At 70.2% G+C, this 20,126-nt stretch carries 19 protein-coding genes and 4 pseudogenes; 13 read left to right on the forward strand and 10 right to left on the reverse strand.

The features are described 5' to 3' along the window. Window positions 1-102: 102 nt before the first annotated feature. On the reverse strand, window positions 103-444 hold the full coding sequence (locus ACZ5WG_RS24285) for a HopJ type III effector protein (protein WP_468725850.1): 342 nt from the start codon (window positions 442-444) through the stop codon (window positions 103-105). 300 nt (window positions 445-744) lie between these two features. Between ACZ5WG_RS24285 and ligA the strand changes: the two genes are divergently transcribed. The 8 genes from ligA (at window position 745) to ACZ5WG_RS24325 (ending at window position 8,221) form a co-directional block, all read left to right on the forward strand. After that, window positions 745-2,796 (forward strand): NAD-dependent DNA ligase LigA, encoded by a 2,052-nt coding sequence (gene ligA / locus ACZ5WG_RS24290; RefSeq protein WP_468725978.1) that lies wholly within the window; start codon window positions 745-747, stop codon window positions 2,794-2,796. 672 nt (window positions 2,797-3,468) lie between these two features. Then, window positions 3,469-3,702 carry a helix-turn-helix domain-containing protein gene (locus ACZ5WG_RS24295; protein WP_468725980.1) on the forward strand — a complete coding sequence of 78 codons (234 nt, stop codon included), beginning with the start codon at window positions 3,469-3,471 and terminating at the stop codon, window positions 3,700-3,702. A gap of 114 nt (window positions 3,703-3,816) precedes the next feature. After that, window positions 3,817-4,182: a hypothetical protein gene (locus ACZ5WG_RS24300; protein WP_468725852.1), complete on the forward strand. Its 366-nt coding sequence runs from the start codon at window positions 3,817-3,819 to the stop codon at window positions 4,180-4,182. Window positions 4,183-4,864: 682 nt separating this feature from the next. Further along, the gene (locus tag ACZ5WG_RS24305) at window positions 4,865-5,254 is read left to right on the forward strand and encodes a GntR family transcriptional regulator (RefSeq protein WP_468725854.1); all 390 of its coding nucleotides are present in this window, start codon (window positions 4,865-4,867) and stop codon (window positions 5,252-5,254) included. Beyond that, window positions 5,251-6,141, forward strand: coding sequence for an ABC transporter ATP-binding protein (locus ACZ5WG_RS24310; RefSeq protein ID WP_468725855.1), 891 nt, complete (start codon window positions 5,251-5,253; stop codon window positions 6,139-6,141). The genes ACZ5WG_RS24305 and ACZ5WG_RS24310 overlap by 4 nt, the downstream gene beginning before the upstream one ends. Beyond that, window positions 6,138-7,061, forward strand: a complete 924-nt coding sequence (locus ACZ5WG_RS24315) for an ABC transporter permease (protein WP_468725856.1) — start codon at window positions 6,138-6,140, stop codon at window positions 7,059-7,061. Before ACZ5WG_RS24310 ends, ACZ5WG_RS24315 begins: the two co-directional genes overlap by 4 nt. 215 nt (window positions 7,062-7,276) lie before the next feature. After that, window positions 7,277-7,489: an alpha/beta fold hydrolase gene (locus tag ACZ5WG_RS24320; RefSeq protein ID WP_468725858.1), complete on the forward strand. Its 213-nt coding sequence runs from the start codon at window positions 7,277-7,279 to the stop codon at window positions 7,487-7,489. A gap of 300 nt (window positions 7,490-7,789) precedes the next feature. Further along, window positions 7,790-8,221: a DUF4190 domain-containing protein gene (locus tag ACZ5WG_RS24325; protein ID WP_468725860.1), complete on the forward strand. Its 432-nt coding sequence runs from the start codon at window positions 7,790-7,792 to the stop codon at window positions 8,219-8,221. Window positions 8,222-8,662: 441 nt separating this feature from the next. Here the strand turns inward: ACZ5WG_RS24325 and ACZ5WG_RS24330 are convergent. Together ACZ5WG_RS24330 and ACZ5WG_RS24335 are read right to left on the reverse strand one after the other, a co-directional pair. Next, window positions 8,663-9,846: pseudogene (locus ACZ5WG_RS24330) on the reverse strand (IS701 family transposase). 66 nt (window positions 9,847-9,912) lie between these two features. Beyond that, entirely contained in the window at window positions 9,913-10,464 is a 552-nt protein-coding gene (locus ACZ5WG_RS24335; RefSeq protein WP_468725862.1) for an IS5 family transposase, read from the reverse strand. Between the two features lie 241 nt (window positions 10,465-10,705). Here ACZ5WG_RS24335 and ACZ5WG_RS24340 point away from each other — a divergent pair. The 3 genes and pseudogenes from ACZ5WG_RS24340 (at window position 10,706) to ACZ5WG_RS24350 (ending at window position 12,782) form a co-directional block, all read left to right on the forward strand. Continuing rightward, window positions 10,706-11,271, forward strand: a pseudogene (locus ACZ5WG_RS24340) (GNAT family N-acetyltransferase). Between the two features lie 244 nt (window positions 11,272-11,515). Then, window positions 11,516-11,695, forward strand: a pseudogene (locus ACZ5WG_RS24345) (transposase domain-containing protein); the annotation flags it as partial. Window positions 11,696-12,038: 343 nt separating this feature from the next. Further along, a complete protein-coding gene (locus tag ACZ5WG_RS24350) occupies window positions 12,039-12,782 on the forward strand; it encodes a transposase (RefSeq protein WP_468725864.1) in 744 nt (247 codons plus the stop codon). Here the strand turns inward: ACZ5WG_RS24350 and ACZ5WG_RS24355 are convergent. From ACZ5WG_RS24355 to ACZ5WG_RS24365, 3 genes are all read right to left on the reverse strand, one after another. Next, a complete protein-coding gene (locus ACZ5WG_RS24355; protein WP_468725866.1) occupies window positions 12,772-13,011 on the reverse strand; it encodes a transposase in 240 nt (79 codons plus the stop codon). The two genes, ACZ5WG_RS24350 and ACZ5WG_RS24355, sit on opposite strands and share 11 nt — an antisense overlap. Window positions 13,012-13,083: 72 nt before the next feature. Beyond that, complete coding sequence (locus ACZ5WG_RS24360) at window positions 13,084-13,593, reverse strand: GNAT family N-acetyltransferase (protein WP_468725868.1); 510 nt, start codon at window positions 13,591-13,593, stop codon at window positions 13,084-13,086. A gap of 425 nt (window positions 13,594-14,018) precedes the next feature. Then, window positions 14,019-14,576, reverse strand: a complete 558-nt coding sequence (locus tag ACZ5WG_RS24365; protein ID WP_468725869.1) for a hypothetical protein — start codon at window positions 14,574-14,576, stop codon at window positions 14,019-14,021. A gap of 541 nt (window positions 14,577-15,117) precedes the next feature. On the opposite strand from ACZ5WG_RS24365, the gene ACZ5WG_RS24370 reads away from it, so the two are divergent. Continuing rightward, on the forward strand, window positions 15,118-15,558 hold the full coding sequence (locus ACZ5WG_RS24370; RefSeq protein ID WP_468725871.1) for a hypothetical protein: 441 nt from the start codon (window positions 15,118-15,120) through the stop codon (window positions 15,556-15,558). A 32-nt stretch (window positions 15,559-15,590) separates the two neighbouring features. Here ACZ5WG_RS24370 and ACZ5WG_RS24375 read toward each other — a convergent pair whose 3' ends face one another. Next, window positions 15,591-17,159, reverse strand: coding sequence for an alpha/beta hydrolase (locus ACZ5WG_RS24375; RefSeq protein WP_468725873.1), 1,569 nt, complete (start codon window positions 17,157-17,159; stop codon window positions 15,591-15,593). A 438-nt stretch (window positions 17,160-17,597) separates the two neighbouring features. Here ACZ5WG_RS24375 and ACZ5WG_RS24380 point away from each other — a divergent pair. After that, a pseudogene (locus ACZ5WG_RS24380) lies at window positions 17,598-17,702 on the forward strand (hypothetical protein); the annotation flags it as partial. Between the two features lie 263 nt (window positions 17,703-17,965). Here the strand turns inward: ACZ5WG_RS24380 and ACZ5WG_RS24385 are convergent. From ACZ5WG_RS24385 to ACZ5WG_RS24395, 3 genes are all read right to left on the reverse strand, one after another. After that, window positions 17,966-18,259 carry a hypothetical protein gene (locus ACZ5WG_RS24385; protein ID WP_468725993.1) on the reverse strand — a complete coding sequence of 98 codons (294 nt, stop codon included), beginning with the start codon at window positions 18,257-18,259 and terminating at the stop codon, window positions 17,966-17,968. Next, a complete protein-coding gene (locus tag ACZ5WG_RS24390) occupies window positions 18,247-18,480 on the reverse strand; it encodes a hypothetical protein (RefSeq protein ID WP_468725994.1) in 234 nt (77 codons plus the stop codon). Before ACZ5WG_RS24390 ends, ACZ5WG_RS24385 begins: the two co-directional genes overlap by 13 nt. Window positions 18,481-18,601: 121 nt before the next feature. After that, a complete protein-coding gene (locus ACZ5WG_RS24395) occupies window positions 18,602-20,104 on the reverse strand; it encodes a hypothetical protein (protein WP_468725875.1) in 1,503 nt (500 codons plus the stop codon). Window positions 20,105-20,126 lie beyond the last annotated feature (22 nt).

A 20,126-nucleotide genomic window follows, 5' to 3' on the forward strand; every position in this document is an offset into this window, starting at 1 on the left:
GCCGCCGCTGTAGGCAGTGCTGCCTGCGACTGCGGCACGAGGCGGGGCCTTCAGGACGGGGTGGTGGAGGTGACTTTTGCTGCTCGCCCGGATTTGGCTGTTTCAGCTCTTGCGGGCCAGCGGTTGCCCGGCGAAGCGCACCCCTGCCAGGCCATGGGCCATGAGGTTGCGAATGTTGCCGTGATCAGTGTCGTTCGGCGTCGCCAGCACACTGCGATAGTGCTCACCGAATGCCAGCAGCGCCTCTTGGTCGCTCAGCCCTTCCAGCAGGGCCAGTCCCAGCGACTTGCAGGAACCTTCGTTCTCACCTGCGGCATTTTCCAGTTCCCCGTTGCGGAACGCCTGCGGCTGATACTCGTAATGCGCGGCGACGAAGGCCAGGGTGTCGGCGAACTCGTGCTCGCCGGACGCAAGGCTTGCCCGCAGCGAGTTCAGGTCAGTCATGGTGGTTCCCCTGGGTTGAGCGGACGATCCGATGGTTGTCCGTGACCGGACGACCATACCCCCCTCATGGCCAGCCGGCCGGATTCGCGCCACATGTCGGAACGGCGGCATCTCCGCAGGTCACGGCGTGCGGCTGTGCGACCCGCCGAGAGCCGTCTTCGGTCCGGGCGATCGATCGGCCGCGAGGGCGGTGCTGATCAGCAGACCGTTGCTGTTCCCACCCGCTGCCCCGGGGCGGTTCGGTTGCGTGCCGCGGCAGGGCGGGGTCGGGCGGTGGCGTTGTCAGTGCGGGGCAGCATGATGACCTTCATGACCGAAAACAGTGCCCTGCTCTCTTCTGCCGCCTACGTGGAGGCCGTGACCACCGCCGTGGCGGCGTCGGCCGCGTACTACGGCGACGGGACCACCCCGCTCGGTGACGACGAGTACGACGGGCTGCTGGGCGCAATCGCGGCCTACGAGGAGGCCCACCCCGACGAGGTGCTTGCCGAGTCGCCGACCGGGAAGGTGGCGGGCGGGGCTGTGCAGGGTGACGTGCCGCACTCGGTGCCGATGCTCTCCCTCGACAACGTCTTCGACGCCGACGAGCTCGCCGAGTGGGCGGCAGGGCTGGAACGGCGTCTCGGGCACCCTGTGGCCGGGTGGTGTGTGGAGCCGAAGCTCGACGGTCTCGCGGTGGCCGCCCGGTACCGGGGTGGCCGGCTCGTTCAGGTCCTCACCCGCGGCGACGGCTTGGCCGGCGAAGACATCACCCACGCCGCCGACGCCGTCCTCGGCCTGCCGCCGGTACTCACCAAGCCGATCGATGTCGAGCTGCGCGGCGAGGTGCTGCTGACGACCGCGCAGTTCGAGGAGGCCAACCGGATCCGGCTCGCCCACGCGGCCACACCCTTCGCGCACCCGCGCAGCGGAGCGGCCGGCACCCTGCGGGCCAAGGACCGCCCCTACCGGATCGAGTTGACCTTCTTCGCCTACAGCGCGATCGGCATGGACGACCTCGACCACGTCGCTCTGCTGGAGAACCTGGCCGCGCTCGGCGCGAACACGGCCGCCAGCACGGCCGCCGCCCCGATGCGGTGCGAGACCGTGGAGCAGGTACAGGAACGCATCGACGTGATCGCCGGCCTGCGCGCAGACTTGCCGTTCGGGATCGACGGTGTCGTCGTCAAGGCCGACACGGCCGAGGACCAGCGGCAGGCCGGCAACGGCTCGCGCGCCCCGAGGTGGGCGGTGGCCCGGAAACTGGCGGCCGAACACAAGGTGACGCGCCTGCTGGCAGTGGAGTGGAACGTCGGCCGGACCGGAATCATCGCCCCGCGCGCCGTCTTGGAGCCCGTGGTCATCGACGGGGTGACGGTCACCTACGCCACGCTTCACAATCCGTCCGACATCACCCGCCGCGGGCTCATGATCGGCGACCAGGTGTTCGTGTACCGGGCCGGCGACGTGATCCCCCGGGTCGAGGCACCGCTGGTCGACCAGCGCACCGGCGCCGAGAGCCCGATCGTCTTCCCTGAAGCGTGCCCCCGCTGTGGCGACGCGATCGACACCTCCGAGCAGCGGTGGCGGTGCGTGCGCGGCCGGAGCTGTCAGGCCGTGGCCTCGGTGATCTACGCGGCCGGCCGGGACCAGCTCGACATCGAAGGTCTCGGCGGCACGCGCGCGATCCAGCTGGTGGAGGCCGGTCTGGTCAAGGACGTCGCCGACCTGTTCACGCTGACCCGCGAGCAGCTCCTCGGTCTGGAGCGGATGGGCGAGACCAGCGCCGCCAACCTCCTGGCCGCGATCGAGACCGCCCGCGGGGCCGCATTGAGCCGCGTGTTCTGCGCCCTCGGTGTCCGCGGCACCGGGCGCACGATGTCCCGCCGGATCGCCGCCCACTTCGGCTCGATGGCCGCGATCCGGGCCGCCGACGCAGACATGCTGGCCGGGGTCGACGGCATCGGCACCGAGAAGGCCCGCGTCATTGCGGCCGAACTCCTCGAACTCGCCCCGCTCCTCGACAGACTCCAGGCCCAGCAGGTCGGCACGCAGGTCACCGAGCCGCAGAAGCCCGCGACCGACGGAGACGACGGCGAGTACCCGGCGGGCGGCGGCCCGCTGGCCGGACAGGCCGTCGTGGTAACCGGCTCCATGACCGGCCCCCTTGCGGTGTTGTCCCGGAACGAGATGAATGAGCTGGTCGAGCGGGCCGGCGGAAAGGCATCGTCGTCGGTGTCCAAGCGCACCACCCTCGTGGTGGCGGGCGAGAAGGCCGGCTCCAAGCGCACCAAGGCCGAAGAACTCGGCATTCGCATCATCGACCCCGAGGAATTCGCCGTCCTCGTCGCCGGCCTCCTCCCCACTACTTAGTACGCATCAGACAACGTTCGCCCCGGTCCCGCTGTGGCCGGGGCACGTACGCTCGCGGGATGCGCTCTCATCTGCCCTTCGAGAACCCGCCCGCGCTGCCGCACCTGCCGCATGAGGCGGTGGCCGAGACGCTGGAGCGGGCGCTTCGCGACCGCTCGCAGGAGGGCGAGGTGGCGCGCGTCCTGGTCGGGAGTGCGTTGAACGATGACGATCGGGAGTTCGTCGAGCGCTGGTGTGTGCAGGTCGGGACGCGGGCTGTGCCGGGCAGCCCTTTGCGGATCTGCTGCCCGCCGCCGAGGCAGCCCGCTGGACATCGGACCTGCTCCGGCCGCTGGACGCGCTACCGCAGCGGACCAGGGACCAGTTTCTGTCGACGGTGGGCCTGGCGCTGAGGTTCACCGCCGTGAGGACGGCGAAGATCATGGGGGTCAGCCGCAACACCGTACGGTCACGGATGGCGCGGGCGGGTCAACTCCTGGGCGCGGACCTGGACGACGTACGTGTACGCACCGCCCTGTACGTCGCCCTGCAACTGCGGGACCGGCCCACGGCACCGGGCTGCCACGACCCGGGAGCGGACTTGCCCGCCCTGATCGGCACAGATGGCGGCCGGGCAGGGGCCCGGGACTCCTGGGCCCGATCGCGGCCGACGCCCGCGATCTGCACCGCACGCTGGGGACCTGGATCTGCGCCAACTGCGGGGTCGAGGCGACGGCGGAGCGGCTCGGCCTGCACCCCCAGACCGTCCGCGAGCACCTGCGGAGCGCCGAGGCGCTGCTGGGCAAGGAGCTGACGGCTGGCGGGCCGGACGTGTACGAGGTCGTGCTGGCCTTCCTCGCGCTGTACGGGACGCAGCGCCCTGTCGAGCAGGTGTCCCTCGCGGTGAGCCCGACCGTGCAGCCGTGACTGCCGACTGCCCCGCAACCGTGCACGGATGAGATACCGAGGGGTGTGTGCCCGTCCATAGGTTTGCGTTCGTGGAGGCCGGCTCCAGTCGGCTCACCGGACGGAGGAACGGACATGAAGAGGAATCGATTCGCCCGTCTCGGCCTGATGGCCACGACCATGGCTGTCGTGGCCATCGGTGTCGTCGCCTCGCCCGCGAGCGCGGCGAGTGCGACCTGCGAGAGCTGGGGCGGCACGGTGTGCACCAGCGGCAGCATCCCGGCCAACGGCAACCACCGGGTCTGCTTCGGCGGCACGCACAAGGCCCTCGGCTACTGGGGCCGCGCCGAGCTGTGGGACGCCGACACGGGCGTGATGGTCGGCTCCATCGCCACCAACCCGTACCGCTACCAGCAGACCTGCGTGGGCGGCCTGTTCGGGCAGCGTTACTACGAGCGGGGCACTGGTGGCAACTTCAAGGGCGACGTCTGGAACGACTGACACCGCAGCGTCACCAGGTCCCGGCGGGGAGAAATGCCCCCTCCGACAGCGTGGGCACGCCCAAGGCGAACTTGGGCACGCCCGCGTTGTCGGCGGCGTCTGGGACCTGGGCAGGGACGAGGAACTGCTGCGCTGCCGAGTCTCCCGCAGCAAGTGCAACTGCGGACCGTCCGGGTTCCCAGAGTTTCGCGACTGCCGGGGTCTACCTGGTCCGGGAAGTGGGCTCGTTAGCGGCAGCCGAACACTGACGGCCGGAGGCAGGCGAGAGCCTAGCCCGCCCGGCGGGACACGGCACGAAGTCGCCGGGCCACCCGTCGGGACGCGGCCGACGAGCACGTCCTGGAGGTGACGGGGAGGGGCGAGCGTGCAGGGGCCAACCCCGAGTACGGAGGCCCCGCATGGTTCAGCCGATCCCACCGCACCTCTCGCCGCAGCTCCCGGAGCAACTCACCGACGCGGTCGGGCTGCGAGCGGCGCTGCACCCGGCCCTGAACCCGCCGCTTCGGCGCCGCTCCCGGCGGAACCCCGGCGGCCGGCCGAACCCGCGCGCCGACAGGCTCGACGGGTCGAACCCCGCTTCCACCGACCGGTGGAAGCGGCCGGGCCGAGCGGGACGAGTTGACAGGCGACCCACCCTTGCACCACCCTTTCACTACTTACCTAGTGAAAGGGTGGTGTTGGCGTGCTGGAATACCGCATCGACCGGCGTAGCGGCATCGCCACGTACCTGCAGATCGTCCAGCAGACCAAACAGGCCCTGCGCCTCGGCCTGTTGGAGCCCGGCGACAAACTGCCGACCGCACGCGAGGTCGTGGAGGCCACCGCCATCAACCCGAACACCGTCCTCAAGGCCTATCGCGAGCTGGAACGCGAAGGGCTCGTCGAGGCGAAGCGGGGCCTGGGCACCTTCATCCGGAAGTCGCTGGGCAGCGCCCCGGCCGACTCCCCGCTGCGCGACGAACTCGCCGACTGGGCACGGCGGGCACGGGACGCCGGGCTGGAACGGGACGACGTGGCCGCGCTCTTCACATCCGTACTGGAACGACACTTCAAGGGGGACTGCGACGCATGACGCAAACCGTGATAGAGGCGGAAGGCCTCGGCCTGCGCTACGGACGCCGGGGAGGCTGGGCGCTGCGCGACTGCTCCTTCCGGCTGCCCGAAGGCCGGGTGTGCGCCCTCGTCGGCCCCAACGGTGCCGGAAAATCGACCCTGCTGATGCTCGCGGCCGGGCTCGTGCTCCCCACGGAGGGCACCCTGCGCACGGCGGCGTCGCGCGAGGCGCTGGCCTACGTGGGCCAGGACAAGGCCCTCTACCCGCAGCTCACCATCGGCGAGACCCTGCGCATGGGCCAGGAGCTCAACCCCGGCCGCTGGGACGCCGAGGCGGCGCAGCGGATCGTCGACGCCGGGGCACTCGACCCGCACGCGAAGGTCCGTACGCTATCCGGCGGCCAGCGCACCCGCGTCGCCCTGGCCCTGGCCCTCGGCAAGCGCCCCGACGTGCTCCTTCTCGACGAGCCGATGGCCGATCTCGACCCGCTCGCCCGGCACCAGCTCATGGGCACGCTGATGGCCGACGCCGCCGAGAACGGCACCTCGGTGGTGATGTCCTCGCACATCCTCACCGAGCTGGAGGGCGCCTGCGACCACCTCCTCCTCGCCGACGGCGGCCGGATCCGCCTCTCCGGCCCCATCGACGAGGTCAGTGCGGCCCACCGGCTGCTCACCGGCCCCGTCACCGCCTCCGCCGAACTCGCCGCGCACACCGTCGTCGAGTCCCGGACGACGGGCCGCCAGCTCACCGCACTCGTGCGTCTGCGGGGCCCCGTCGACAGCGGGACCTGGCAGACGACGCACCCCTCCCTGGAGGAGCTCTTGCTCGCCCACCTGCGTTCCCCCGACGCCCCGCCGTTCGACGCCGAGGGCTCCCCGGCCACCGCGGAGGTGCGGGCATGAGCGCGCTCACCCTGAAGGGCCCGTACTGGGTCACCGTCCGCCAGCACCGGCTCGCACTGTGGACCGTGCCCGCCCTCGTGGTGGCCGGCCTCGCCGCGGTGCTCGCCCTGCGCGCGTGGGCCTCCGACCCCCACGACGGCGCCCTGTACTCGAACCACGCCTACAGCGCCCTGCGCCTGTTCATGGAGTTCGCAGGCAAGGGCCTGGTGTTCCTGCCGCTGCTGGTCGGGGCCTTCGTGGCCGGCCCGATGACCGCCCGGGAGCTGGAGAGCGGCACCTGGCGGCTCGCCCTCACCCAGTCGTTCACCCCGAAGGCCTGGCTCGGCGCGAAGGTCCTCGTCGCCGCGACGGCGGTGGCGCTCGGCTCGGCTGCGCTGGTCGGCGTCTACCGCCTCGGCTGGGTCCGGGTGTCCATGACCTACCAGTTCCACTGGGCCGACCGCGGAGCGTACGAGGCCACCGGCCCCGTCCTCGTCGGATACTGCCTGCTCGGCGTGGCCCTCGGAGTCCTCGTCGGCCAGCTGGTACGGCGTACCCTCGCCGCCATGGCGGTCACCGGTCTCCTCACCGGCCTGACCCTGCTGGCCCTGGGCGCCCTGCGGTGGTCGTTCCTCCCCACGGAGACCGGCACCGTGCCCTACCCCGGAAGTCCCGTGCACCTGATGCCGAACTCCGCCTTGCTGATGGACACGGGATACCTCACCGCCTCGGGCGAGCGCCTGCCCTATGACGCCTGTTTCGGGCGGACCCAGGGCGGCGGCGACTGCCCGGCGGACATGAACATCATCGCCCGGTATACGGATTACCACCCGGCCTCGCACTACTGGCCGACGCAGCTCATCGAGACCTCCATCGTCCTGGCCTTGGCCGCCGCGGCCCTCTACGCCGCCTTCCGGCTCGTACGGGTCCGTCGCGGCTGACCACCCACCGGCACCGCGGACACGGCCGAGGCCGGCACCCTCTCCGGGTGCCGGCCTCGCGCCGTGGAACAGTGTGTGGAGGCCGCGACAGCCAGTTCTGCCACCCGTCCGGTATCGGGGCGAAAGCCGGCACAGACGGACAGGAGATCCTTGTCGTTCAGGTAGCGCAGGGCTGCGCGGGCGTCGTCCGGGGCGGTTGTGACCACCGCCTTGATGTGGCGCACGAGGTCGACGCCGTCCTGACGGCCAGGGGCGTGGACCGGCCGGTCCTGGTGGGCTGGTCCTACGGCGCCATGCTCGCCGTGCACTGGGCCGCCCGGAACCCGGACCGCGCCGCGGGGCTGGTGTCCGTGGACGGCGCCATGCCGCGCACAACTGGCAGGGCGACGCCGCCCGGGCCCAGATCCGCAAGCTGTTCCGCCGGATGAGCCCGCTGTTCCCGATCGCCCGCCGGCTCGGCCTGGCCGCGCGCATGAGCGCCGCGCAGCACGCCGAGATCAACGCTGGGTGCCGCCCCGGGTCAGCTGTCGGTGCGACAGCATGCCCGAGTACGTGGAGCCGCGCAGCAGCGGCCGGAGCCCCTTGATCGTAATCGGCCCAGTATGACCGGGCAGCTCACCGGTGGCCTCCCCCGATCGAGGGAGCACCTTCTCCCGCCTTCCCGCGATGCGCATCCGCGACCCCGGAAGCCAGGATCGTGCCCTGAACAGTTGACCGGAGGACGTCTGATGAACACGCAAGGACTGGAGATGTCGCCGAATCACACGGCATCGGCTTGGGCCGCTGAGGCGGACCCGTATTCCCCCGGCTCTCAAGCCCGCGGCTACGGCATGCGGCCTCCGGGCGGCAGCAACGGCCTGGCCGGGGCCGCCATGGTGCTGGGCGTCATCGGCTTGAGCACGTCGGTCGTCTTCATCGGCGGCCTGTTCGGCGGCATCGGCCTGATCCTGGGCATCGTCGCCCTGACGACGGCCAAACGGACCGGTATCGGCCGAGGCAAGGCCATCATCGGCGTGGTGATGTCGACCATCGCGATGGTGGTGTCCGTCCTGGTCGCCGTCTTCTTCGTCTGGTACGCCAACAAGACGCAGGAGTGCTACCAGCCCGACAGTTTCCAGCAGTACACGCAGTGCGTCCACCAGCAGCTCACCGGGAATTGACCGGCGACGGGAGCCTTCGAGTCCTCGTTGGCCTCGCCAACGTTCCGTGCCCAAAAGGGCTGAAGGGCCAGTCAAGAACACGCCGTCCTGCGCCATGACCGCATCGCGCTCATGCTGTTCTGGTACGCCCACAGAGCGGACCGCGACGAGGCCTCGCCGCCGACGGGTGTGATGGATTGGCGCCCGGCTCGGTTGTCGGGGCCGCCCCCCTTCGCTCAATCCGTGAACGCGGAGACGTACCACGGCTTCCGGATCTTCTGTGACCCGCACCCGCGGCCTAGTACTGCAACGGTGTTTGCCGTGATGGTTGGGCAGTTTCTGGTGGTGTGTGGCCGCGTCGTTTGTAGTGGCTGACGCGGGCCTGGAACTGTCGTCGCCGACGCCAGTGTGACCAGTGCAGGATGTGGTCGATGGTCGGGCGGGGCCGGGTGAGCCGGCTGATCAGGCGTCGGAGTTCGGGGAGGGTGAGGGGTATGAGCTGGGGGGATCCGTTTCTGCTTTCCCGGTGTCGAGTTCGCGGGCTCGCAGGACGGTGAGGCAGGCGTGTGCGGCCATGGCCAGGGTCATGTGGCGGTGCCAGCCGTCGTAGCGGCGGACCTGGTAGTCGTCCAGGCCGCACTCCTGCTTCGCGGTCTGGAAGCATTCCTCGACCGCCCACCGGCTTCCCGCGACGCGGATCAGCTCGTCGAGTGTGGTTTCGGCCGGGCAGTAGGCGATGTAGTAGGAGATCTCGTCGGGCCTGCGGACACTTCGGCGGGCGATGACCCAGTGCCGGCGGTCCTCGCGGTGCCAGGGCCTCACCTCGACCTCGCCCAGTCGTAGACCCGCGGGCCATGGGCACCGTTCCCGCAGGAACGGCGTTTCCATTTCTGCCGGGGCAGCCCGGGAAAGAGGTCGTGGACGGGGTGGTCGATCGCCCAGCGGGTGACGACGGTGTCGTGCCGGGTGGTGGCCATGACGTGGAAGACGTCGGCTTGCTCGAGCTCGGTGCGCCAGCCCTTGGAGAAGCCGTAAGCGGCATCTGCGGTCACCCACCGGAACGGAATCCGGCCTGTGATCGCCTGGTGGACCATGGCCTTGGCCATCACCACCTTCGTCTCGAAGGCGACCGTGTCCTCAATGCCGGCAGCCCGGCACCGTTCCCGGTCTTCCGTCCATGAGGTGGGCAGATACAGGCGGCGGTCGATCAACGTGCGGCCCCGGCCGCCGGCATAGGCGAGGAACACTCCGATCTGGGAGTTTTCTGTCCGCCCGGCGGTTCCGGAGTACTGGCGTTGGACCCCGGCAGAGCGGATGCCCTTCTTGAGGAATCCGGTGTCGTCCACGATCAGCACCGCTTCCGGGTCTCCGAGGTGCTCGATGACGTAGTCCCGCACGTCGTCCAGGACCTCATCGGCGTTCCAGTCGATCCGGTTCAGCAGCCGGTGGATCCGGTCCGGACCTGCATGCCCGGCCTCCTCGGCAAGCGTCCACCCGTTCTTCCGCTCCAACGGAGCCACCAGCCCCCGCATATAGGCAAGAGCCGACTCCCGCGGCTCCGACCTGGAGAAACGATGCACGAACCGCTCATGCAAAGCCTTCAGTTCACCAGCCCACAACCGGGCATCAACAAGTTCCCCACCCATGAACTGAACAACGACCGAACTACCCAACCGTCACTGCAAGCACCGTTGCAGTACTAGGGTCCGTCTTCAAATTGATCTAGCCCAGAGCAGGAGCGATGCGAGGGTGACGACAGCTTCGTAGGAGGCGGCGGTCTTCTCGTAGCGGGTTGCGATGCCTCGGGAGCCTTTGAGCTGGTTGAAGCAGCGTTCGACTGTGTTGCGGCGGCGGCAGATCTCGATGTCGAAGCCTGCCGGTCGACCACCTCGCCGGCCTGGGTTCCGGCGGTGCTTCTTCTGGTCGCTCTTCTCTGGAATGGTGTGTCCGACGCCGCGGCGTCGAAGGTAGGCGCGGAATCCGCGTGAGCTGTAGGCCTTGTCTGCGATGACGTGGTCCGGGCGGCAGCGGGGCCGGCCCAGGCCGACTTGGGGCACTCGGATGCGTTTGAGCAGGGGGCGTGCACAGATGCCGTCGTGACGTTGGCCCGGGGTCAGCAGGGCGGCGAGGGGACGGCCGCGCCCGTCGCAGGCGAGGTGGACTTGGTGGTCAGGCCTCCTCGAGATCGACCGAGAGCGTGATCGTCCGGTTCGTCCGCCCGGTAGGTCCCCCTTTTCGGCCGGTGGCGGCGTGTTGGTGGGCACGGACGATGGTGAAGTCGATCTGGACGAGCCAGTCGATGTCGCGGCGGCATCCGCTTGAGCCTGGATCTCTTGCTGGGCCCTGAGTGAACACGCCTTTAGTCCAAGGCCGTGAAATTACGGTTGCGCTGCTGGTGGCAAGGGGGTTAGAACGGCGTTGTTGCCCAAGATGAGTCGTTGGGAGGTCCGCGGTCCGGTCACTCAGGCTGGCGCGGTAGCCCCCGGGGGGAGAAACACCAGATCGATGACCATACTCTCGCTGCCCTTCAGCACCGAACGACTCCTTTTGCGTATGTTCACGCCGGACGACCTCGATGACTTGTACGCGTACCAGGGCCTCCCCGAAGTCGCTCGCTACCTCTACCGGGAGCCGCTCACTCGTGAACGGTGCGCGCAGAGCCTGACGAGGCGCGCGCTGGCACGGCGTGGGCCGAGGACGGCGACGACCTCGTGGTCGCCGTCTGCCCGGTCGGCGAAGCAACGGTCGTCGGCGAGGTTGTCCTGAAGCTCACGAGCGCGCGAGCACGCCAGGTGGAGATCGGCTGGATCTTCAACCCAGCGTACGGCGGCCGGGGTTACGCGACCGAGGCCGCGCGTGCGACCGCCGCGCTGGCTTTCGCCGAGTTGGGCGTCCACCGGCTCTTCGCCCGCCTCGACGTACTCAACACCGGGTCGGTGCGCGTGTGCGAGCGCCTCGGCATGCGCCGGGAGGCGCACCTTGTCGAGAACGACCTCGACAACGAGCGCTGGGGCAGCGAGTACGTCTATGCGACGCTTGCCCGGGAGTGGAAGGCCGATCGGGCTCAATGAGAAGTTTAGGCAGTGCTGCTTGAGGGGCTTGGTCATAGGTCGGCCGTTCCACCAGGTGGTTCTGGCGGACCACCTGACGTGGAGAGCGGAGCCCCGGTAGAACGACGTTGTCTGCTCAGACGAGTCGTTCACCACGGGAGCTCCGCTGTCCGGTCAGTGTGTCATCAGCCGCGAGATCGCGGTAGCCGAAGGTGTCTTCGCTCCTGGTCATCTGGGTGAGTTGACGCAGATCGTGCCGTTCGAGATGGTCGATGAGGTCCTCGCCGAGTGCGAGGCGGTGCAGCAGCGGCTGCGGAAGCTGCCCGCCCGGGTGGTGGTCTACCTGCTGCTGGCCGCGGCGCTGTTCGAGGAGTGCGGCTACCTCGCGGTGTGGTCCAAGCTCAACGCTGGGCTGGGGTCCCTGCCGGTACCCAAGGTCACCGGCACTGCGCTGTGGCACGCCCGTGCCCGGCTCGGGGTGCGCCCGATGCGCGCGCTGTTCGACCTGGTGCGTGGGCCGGCGTCCGCGATCCGCACCACGGGCGCCCGCTGGACCGGGCTGCTAGTGGTCGCCATCGACGGCACCTATCTCGATGTCCCCGACGACCCGGCCACCCGGGCTCGCCTGGGCAAGACCTCCAACCAGTACGCCGCCTCCGGCTACCCCCAGATCCTGCTGGTGGCTCTGGTCGCCTGCGGAACCCGCGCCGTCATCGACGCGGTCTTCCCCCCGTACCCGTGGCGAGACCACCTACGGCAAGCGCCTCGCCCGTTCCCTGCAGGCTTCGATGATCGTGCTGCTGGACCGCGGCTTCTCCTCCAATACCTTCCTCGAAACCGTGGCCGGCACCGGAGCGGCGTTCCTGGCCCGCCTGTCCGCAGCCCGCAAGCCACCAGTCCTGCGCCGTTTGCCCGACGGATCGTTCCTGTCGCGGATCGGCACGCTGGAGGTCCGCATCATCGAGTGCGAGATCACCATCGCCACCACGGCCGGACGCACCACAGGGGTCTACCGGCTGGCCACCACGCTCCTGGACCACCGCCGCCACCCCGCGTTCGAGCTGGTCAAGCTCTACCACGAGCGCTGGGAGGTGGAATCCGCCTACTTCGCGATCAAGAAATCCATGCTCGGCCGCCGTGTGCTGCGGGCTCGGACCATGGCCGGTATCGCCCAGGAGGTCTACGCCCTGCTGACCGTCTACCAGCTGATCAGGATCGCGATCACCGACGCCACCGACACGATCCCCGACGCCGACCCGGACCGGGCCAGCTTCAGCATCGCCCTGCAGACCGCCCGTGACCAGGTCATACAAGCCACGGGCGTGATCGCCGGCACCGTCATCGACCTCGTCGGCGCCATCGGATGCGCGGTCCTGGACCGGGCCATGCCCGCCCGCCGGCTCCGCCTCAGCCCCCGCGCGGTCAAGCGCCCCCTATCCCGCTACGCGTACAAGAGCCTGCGCGTCGACCGCCGCACCTACAAGGCCACCTTCAGCATCGACATCCTGTTGACAGAGCCAATCAGCCCGTAACTTCACGGCCTTGGCCTTTAGTCGCGTAGCGGCGGAAGCGGGTGTAGACCGTCTTCCATGAGCCGTAACGTTCCGGCAGGTCACGCCGGGGGACCCCGGTCCGGATCTTGTAGACCATCGCATTGAGGACCTGGCGGTCGTTTACTCGCGGACGGCCTGCCCTAGCCTGTGGCGGCAGCGGTGCCAGTAACTTCCACTCGTGATCGGCAAGTTCGTGACGCTGGTGCACACGGGATCATGATCTCGGAAGTGTCAAGTGATGGGGACAGCTCCCTGCCCCTCCAGTGCACGCCGTGCTGGCCTACGCAGGTGAGGCGACAGGCCAGGTGTACTCGAGCTCGGGCAGCTCAAATCCTTGCTCGAACCGGCAGACGCGTTCGTCAGTACGGAGAGCGCCGTGCCGCTCGTAGAAGGCGATGGCGCGTGTATTGGCGCGCAGCACTTCCAGATAGACCGAGCTGCCCGGGTGTTCATCGGCCGCCCATGCCAAGGCGTGCGCCAGCAGCCGGCCGCCAATCCCGGACCCGGTGCGGCCCGGCCTGGCGTGCAGGTTGTCCAACAAGAGCCGACCGTCAGATTGAGGGATCACATACGCGAAACCCACTATTTTGGCCGCCTCCTCAACCACGAACAGCGCCGCCCCTGGGTGCGGCTCGTCAAGTCGGCCGAACCAAAGCTCCAGGCGATTTTCGAGGAGAGGGCCAGCCAAGAAGCTGCTGGGCATGATTTCCGCATACGCCTTACGCCAGCTCTCGGCATGCAGCGCCGCAACCTCGGCCGCATCGCTCCTGCGGCCCGTTCTGATCTCCATGGGTTCCAGCCTCGCCCATGAGCATGAGCGATGCCACATCAGGGCAGGTGAAACGGCTAACAGTGCCATTCGAAGACGGACCCTAGTGCGATCAGCGCACCGGTACCCCACCAGCGCGCCCTCGCCGCATACTTGACCCGGGCGCGGCGCCTTTTGAGGGGTGCGGGGGACGGTAGGCATAGCGGCGTGTCTGTAATGCGCCGAGCCGACGGCCGCGCGGTCGGCCAGCCGGTGCCGGTAGGTGGCGCAGTCCAGGCCGACGTCGAGGAGGGCGGCCGGAGCCGCGCCGGGCAGGCACGAGAGGGCGTTGAAGAACGCCGAGGATGCCGCCCGGGTGGCCACGCGTCGACTGCATGGTCTTGTCTTTGCCGTCCGGCGGGTGGTCCGGGAGGTCTGCGTGGACGATGCCTACGTTGTCCAAGCTTCTAGCGTCGCAGGAAGGTCCCGCCGTCGATGACCCAGAGGCTGGCCGGAACCGCGCCGCACTTGACGACTTCGGAGTGCGTCTGGGGGTTGGTCCGGTTCCAGCCGACCCGGCGCTGGTTCTGCTCGTCGGTCGGATAGAAGGTGAGGCCGGCCTCGGGGTGCTGGCCCTCCTCGAAAAGGTACGGATCGCCCCCGAACGGGGTGACCACGATCTGCGAGATGGGCCCGGTCACGGTGATGGCGCCGCTCCCGTCGACGGTCAGGCAGTCGACGTCGAACTCGGCCCGGGTAGTGCCGGTCTTCTCGAACACGTGCTGCACCACGACGTGCCCCCGGGCGTGGCCGTCGACCGTACGGGCGCTGACCCACGCGGTGAGCCGCTCGCCTGGATTGGGGCCCGGGCCGTGCTCGTTGAGCAGGGTCCAGCTGTGCAGTGCGAGGTGCTGGGCCTGTACGGGGGTGGCCGGCGTGGGCGCGGCCGCGGCGGTGCCGGCCACCCCGGCCGCGAGGGCCACGGCTGCAGTCGTGAGCGCGATGGCGGTGGTGAGCTTTCGCATGGTCAATCCTCACTGGGGAGAGGGGAGTCGGGCTGTATCCCGACTGCCTCCAACCTCCCACCTCACCGCCGGTCGCGGCCTCCGCCGCGAGTAGGGACCGGGTCCCCCCGGCGGGGGACCCGCTCCTCCTCCGCCCGACTGACCGAGTGGCTTGTCACCGCGCGGCGTGGCGTATCGCGTCCAGGGAGAGGCTGGCCGCGGTGGTCGCCGTGGATCGGGCGCTCGCGTTCCGGCCGGCGGCCGGAGCGGCGCCGGGTGGGCCGTTGGTGCGGCCGTCGGAGGAGGTGCAGCGGCACGCCGCCCGCGAGGCCGCCGGCCTGCTCGGCCCCGGTCCCGGGCCCGGGCCCGGTCCCGGGGTGAGCGTGGAGGGTGTGTTCCATGGTGCGTTCTGTCCGTGTGGTGTACGACGAGTACGCGGCTACGGGTCGGGTGCCGGTGCCGGTGCCGGTGCCGGTGCCGGTGGCGGCCTGGCGGCCTGGCGGTGGGCGGCCGGCTCCGGGTTGGTTCCGCCAGCGGACGCGGGCCGGGGGAGTGGTCGCGTGTGGTGGTGGGGGCCGCCGACCCGGAGGCGGTCCGCGCGGCCCTGCGTGGCCCGGTCGGGGGCGGGGTGGGCGGCGGACCGCCTCACGGAGGCCTCGGCGTGCCGCTGCCGCGCTGCCGGCCGCGGGTGACCGCCTCGGCGGTCGGACGCCTCGTCCGGGTCGGCCTCCTGGTCTACCTCGGCGGCGATGTCGAGTTCCCCGGCGTCCACTCGGACCAGGTGGACGGGCTCGGCCGCCGCCGGGGTCTGCCGACGCTGCTCGACCGGCACGTCCCTCTCGGCCCGGACCAGGCCGCGGTACGCCTCGGCGTCCGCCGCACGGATTTCGACCACGTGGTCTGGCTTGTCCACGTGTCCTCGGTCGCTATGCCGGAGGCGGATTGGGGGAAGTCGGACGGGGGCGTGGTCCGTGTCCATCCCGTACGTGCCCTGCGCGGGTGATGGGATCGCGCGGCGGCCCGGATTCAGAACGATCAGGAGAAGGGCTGTTTGTCCGGGCGGCAGGTGGTCCCGGGCGGTGGCAGTGTGCCGTTGACGAAGTAGCGGCTCTCGTATGTCTTAACGCAGTTGCTGGCGTTGTTGAACAGGGCGGTGTGGCCGTACCCGTCGTGGGTGAGCAGGCGGGCGTTGGCCAGTTCCCTCGCCATGGCCTGGGAGTCCGCGTACGAGGTGGAGGGGTCGTACCTGGTGCCGACCACGAGGACGGGGTGCGCGGTCGGCTTGTTCCACGGTCCGGCGTACCCGTCGGCGGCCCGGGCCGGCCAGGTGGCGCACGGCTCTCCGGCCCAGGTCCAGAAGCGGCCTGCGTCGCCCGCCCGTCTGGCGCTGTTCTCCTCCAGACCGTGGTAGGCGGCGGGATCGCGGGGGTTGGGGCTGTCGCCGCACCACACGGCCATCGCCTGTTCATCGCCGAGGTACGGATCGGGGTTGGCGACGGGCGGCGGGGGCGGGACCGTGGCCTGCTTCGGGACCCGGCCCTCCCACAGGTCCTGGAGGCGGCGGGCGAGGTCCGCCCAGCCCGGGTCGACGATGTAGAGGCCGTTGACCGTGTCGGCGACCGTCCTGGCGTACGTCCACGTGTCCACCGGGTGGACCCTGAGGCGCTGCATCAGCTGGTCGAACTTCGCGCGGGTCGCCTTCGGGCTGCCGGCCGAGAAGGCGCAGCGGCCCGTGGTGGCGGATCCGCACAGGTCGAGGAACCGGTCCAGGGTGGCCGCCGCGCTGCGGTCGGAGCCCATGCGCAGGAAGGTGGGGGTCCGGGCGTCCGCCCGGCCGCCGTTCGTCCATGTGGAGGGCGCGATGTTGCTGTCCAGGACCATGGCGCGGACCTTGCCGGGGAACAGGTTGGCGTAGGTGGCGCCGAGGATCGTGCCGTAGGAGACGCCGAAGTAGTTGAGCCGTGAATCGCCCACGGCCTGCCGGAGCAGGTCGAGGTCCCGGGCGGTGTCGGCGGTCGACACGTGGCGCAGGAGGTCGGCGTCGCGCTTCTCGCAGCGCTGGCCGAGGTCCTCGTAGGCGTCTATCCAGGCGGTGCGCTCCTTTTCCCCCACCGGGAAGCCGGCCGGCTTGGAACGCCCCCACGCCTCGGCACCGTCGGTGCTGTCGAAGCAGTTCACCGCTGTGCTGTTGCCGATGCCGCGAGGATCCCAGCTGATGATGTCGAACCGCTCCCGCAGCTCCTTCGGGAAGGAGCCGTAGTTCTGCGGGACCTGCACCGTCCCGGGGCCGCCGGGCCCGCCGGGGTTCACGAAGAGGGTTCCGATGCGGTGCGCGCCGTCGGTCGCCTTCCTGCGGACCACGGCCAGGTCGATCGTGCGGCCGGCGGGGGCGGAGTGGTCGAGGGGGACGCGGGCGGTGGCGCAGTCGTACGGGCTGCCGGGCGTGCAGGGGCGCCAGTCCAGTCGGGGGATGCCTGCCGAGGGCGACGGTGTGTCCTGGGCGGCGCCGGATCCGGGGCAGCTGAGTACGGTCGAGCAGACCGCCGCGGCGACGAGCGCCGCCGCGCGGTGGCGGCGGCCGCCTGCCGGTCCGGACAGGGGCATGGTCGGCCCTCCTCCGTTGCGTCGGGGTCCTGCCGACCGCGCAGCCGCGGCCGTGGTACGACGAGGGGCCCTGGAACCACGAAACCTCGGTTTACCGGCCCACGCGAGCTGAGGGCCCGGACCCGCCGCCGGCGGCACCCCGGCCAGTGCTTTTCCGGCACCGCCCTGATGCGATGGGGCGCTTCCCCAATGGACTCCTGGTGGATATCGGTGCGCTTGGTTCCCCGAGAGCCGATGTGCATGCGTACCGAAGAGAACCGCCCGCATACTGGCGGTCGCCATCCACCTGGCCTGGGTGGATCTGGTGGTCTTCGACCGCTCCCCGTGGCCAGTGCACGGCGTCACAGAGCGATAGGCGTAAACGGCCTCACCACGGGAGTCTCCAGCCTCACTGGTACCTTCGGCTAGCCCGGCGGCCGGTGCAGTGTCCGCGCCGACATGGTGCGCTTCGCGCCGGGGGCGGGGCTGCCGCTGTCGTTCGTGGAGGTCGACAACGGCACCGAAAGCCCCCAGATCCTCGCCGAGAAGATCCACCGCTACCGACGGTTCCTCGGCCGCACGTCACCCAGGGCGGCCGCGACCAGTAGATCCAGCGGACTTCAGGAACGAAGCCGCCGCGCCCGCGACGTGGGCGCGGACGGTCAGGAGTTCCGTGAGCGACTTCTGACGCCCTGGCGACGTCCCCTGTGTGCCACCAGTCGCTCCCCTGGTCGCGCGCTCCGCCGGCGTGACAGTGCAGGGGCCTCGGCCTCTACGCCGTCGCCGCGGTCTTGGCTCGGTAGCGTTCCAGCAGCGCTCCATACCGGTCAAGCCAGCGTCCGGACCGAGCTGGCGGAGTCGTCCACCTGCTCTTGGCGCTCGGCGGCGATACGCAGGTCCAGAGCGGGGTTGGCACGGAAAATGCCTCCGTGCGACGCACCGCCCTCCGGAATTTCCTGGAGCCCCTGCTCGTGGAGGAGGTGCCCTACCTGCCGGCTCGCGACGAGGTGGAGCTCACGCGGCTGCGCCACCAGGACGGTGTCGATGTCTGTGATGCGGGCGAGTTCCGTGACAACGCTGATGTCGACGGCGGTCTTGAACTCCAGGGTCAGGCTCTCCACCAGCGCGCGTCCGTCGGCCAGGATCCCGTGCCGGCGATCTGCTTCACGAGCCTGAACGCCTCACGGATGGGGACGGTGTCCCCATCCGGGTACTCGTCGTCCTGCCCGCTGGAGAGGACGAACCCGTCGCTCGACCCCTGAGCCCCGGAGTCCACGGCATGCTCGCCGGGATCGCCCTCCCCTTCGAGCAGCATCACCATCGCGCGTTCGGCGTTCGTCACGAAGGCCAGCGACCGTTCGGACGCAGTGGTCAGCCACGTCTCAAGCTGCCCGCTGTCGATCCTCGACCAAGGGCCTCCAGCACCACCTCGAATGACACAGGGACAGGGCTGTCGTCATGGATCACCCAAGACAGGGCTGCAACAGGGCCTCCCGGACGGCGTCGATGCCGAGGGCCAGGTCCGCGTGGAAGCTCTGGTGGAGATCGAAGTTCCGGGTCATGTCGACGTAGTAGCCGTCCGGCAGGGTCGACTCTGCACGCGAGAGGTCGCTGTTCAGTTCGTCGAGCTGGTGGATCATCCGGTGGGTGTCGCTCAGGGACTGCGTGAGGGCCTCGGCGAGCGAGCCGCCGGACTGAGGGGAGGTGTCCGCACCGGGCCGGTGCAACGCGCGCAGCGCCGCCCGCACCGCCGCGCGCCGGAACTGCGCCAGGGCGAGGGACGCTTCGATCCCGTCGTAGGAGACCTCGTTCGTCCAGGGGTCGTCATGGGCGAGGCCCGCCGCCAGGAAGCCGACGCGGCGCGGGACGTCGAGGTCCTTCACCGCGTCGAACATCGGCGCGGCGAGCGCGGCGTCCTGTGCCAGTGCGACCGCGAACACCCGGGCGTCCTCCCTCCGGAACTCGTCCCTGGTGGCCCGTGTCCCGGACCTCTCGGCCTCCCGCCGGAATCGCTCCACCTGAAGGGCGAGCACCGCTCCGAGCCGTACGGCCGCCAGCTCGACCGCGGGAAACCCGCCGAGCGCAGCCTCGCGGCCCTGCGCGTCGCACCGGGCGAGGCCGGCCGCGTACGCCCGTACCCCGGATGGCGCGGGCTCGGCGAACGAGTGCAGCACGGGTGCGCCGAAGGGCGGCACGGGGAGCGAGGGGCCGAAGTTCCACAGCGGCGGTACGGGGGCGCGGCGAGCGGTGGTCCCGTCCGCACCAATGGAGCCGCTCACCTCGTCCAGCCCGGCTCGCAGGTCGAGTACGGGATCCAGCGCGGCGGCCAGCTCGCCCAGCAGATCCGCGAACCTGACGTCTGCCTCCGCGGACCCCTCGGCCGCCCCAGACCCCTCGGCCTCCCCCAGCGCCTCGGCACCTCTGGCCTGCCGTGCCCCCGTCTCCGCTTCGAGCAGCTTGCCGACGTGGCGCAGGGTGCGGTGCACCTTCGGCATCGACAGGCCCAGCTCGTACCCGATCGCTCCCGGCGCACAGCCTGCCAACCGAAAGGCAGTGACGTTGAGTTGGCGCTCGTTCAACTCTCTCAGCGGGGCGAGCGCCACGACCGTCCGGACCTGCACCAGGGCGTCGGTGCTGCCCTTCCCCAGGAGGGCGGGCAGCGTCCCGTGCGCTGGGCGGAGCGCTCCGCAGCCGCCGCCGACGGTCATCCGGCACGTCCAGGACCGCAGGGCCTGCGCGGTGACCACGGGGGTCCTGGAGTCCTTCGCGGCCCCGACCACGTTCGCGACCAGCAGGTCCATCCACCGCCGCGCCACTGTCATCGAGTCCTGGGCGAGTCGCGCCGCCTCCACCAGGTCCGCGCCCCGCAGCAGCGACAGGGCGACGAGCGGCCCCGCATGCGCCCGGTAGTAGTCCCCGAACCCGACCCCGCTGACGGACACCGTATCCGCCGGATCTGTCGCCACTAACCCAACTCCCCTGCCCTTG

The organism is Streptomyces sp. NPDC032745 (genome assembly GCF_055579465.1).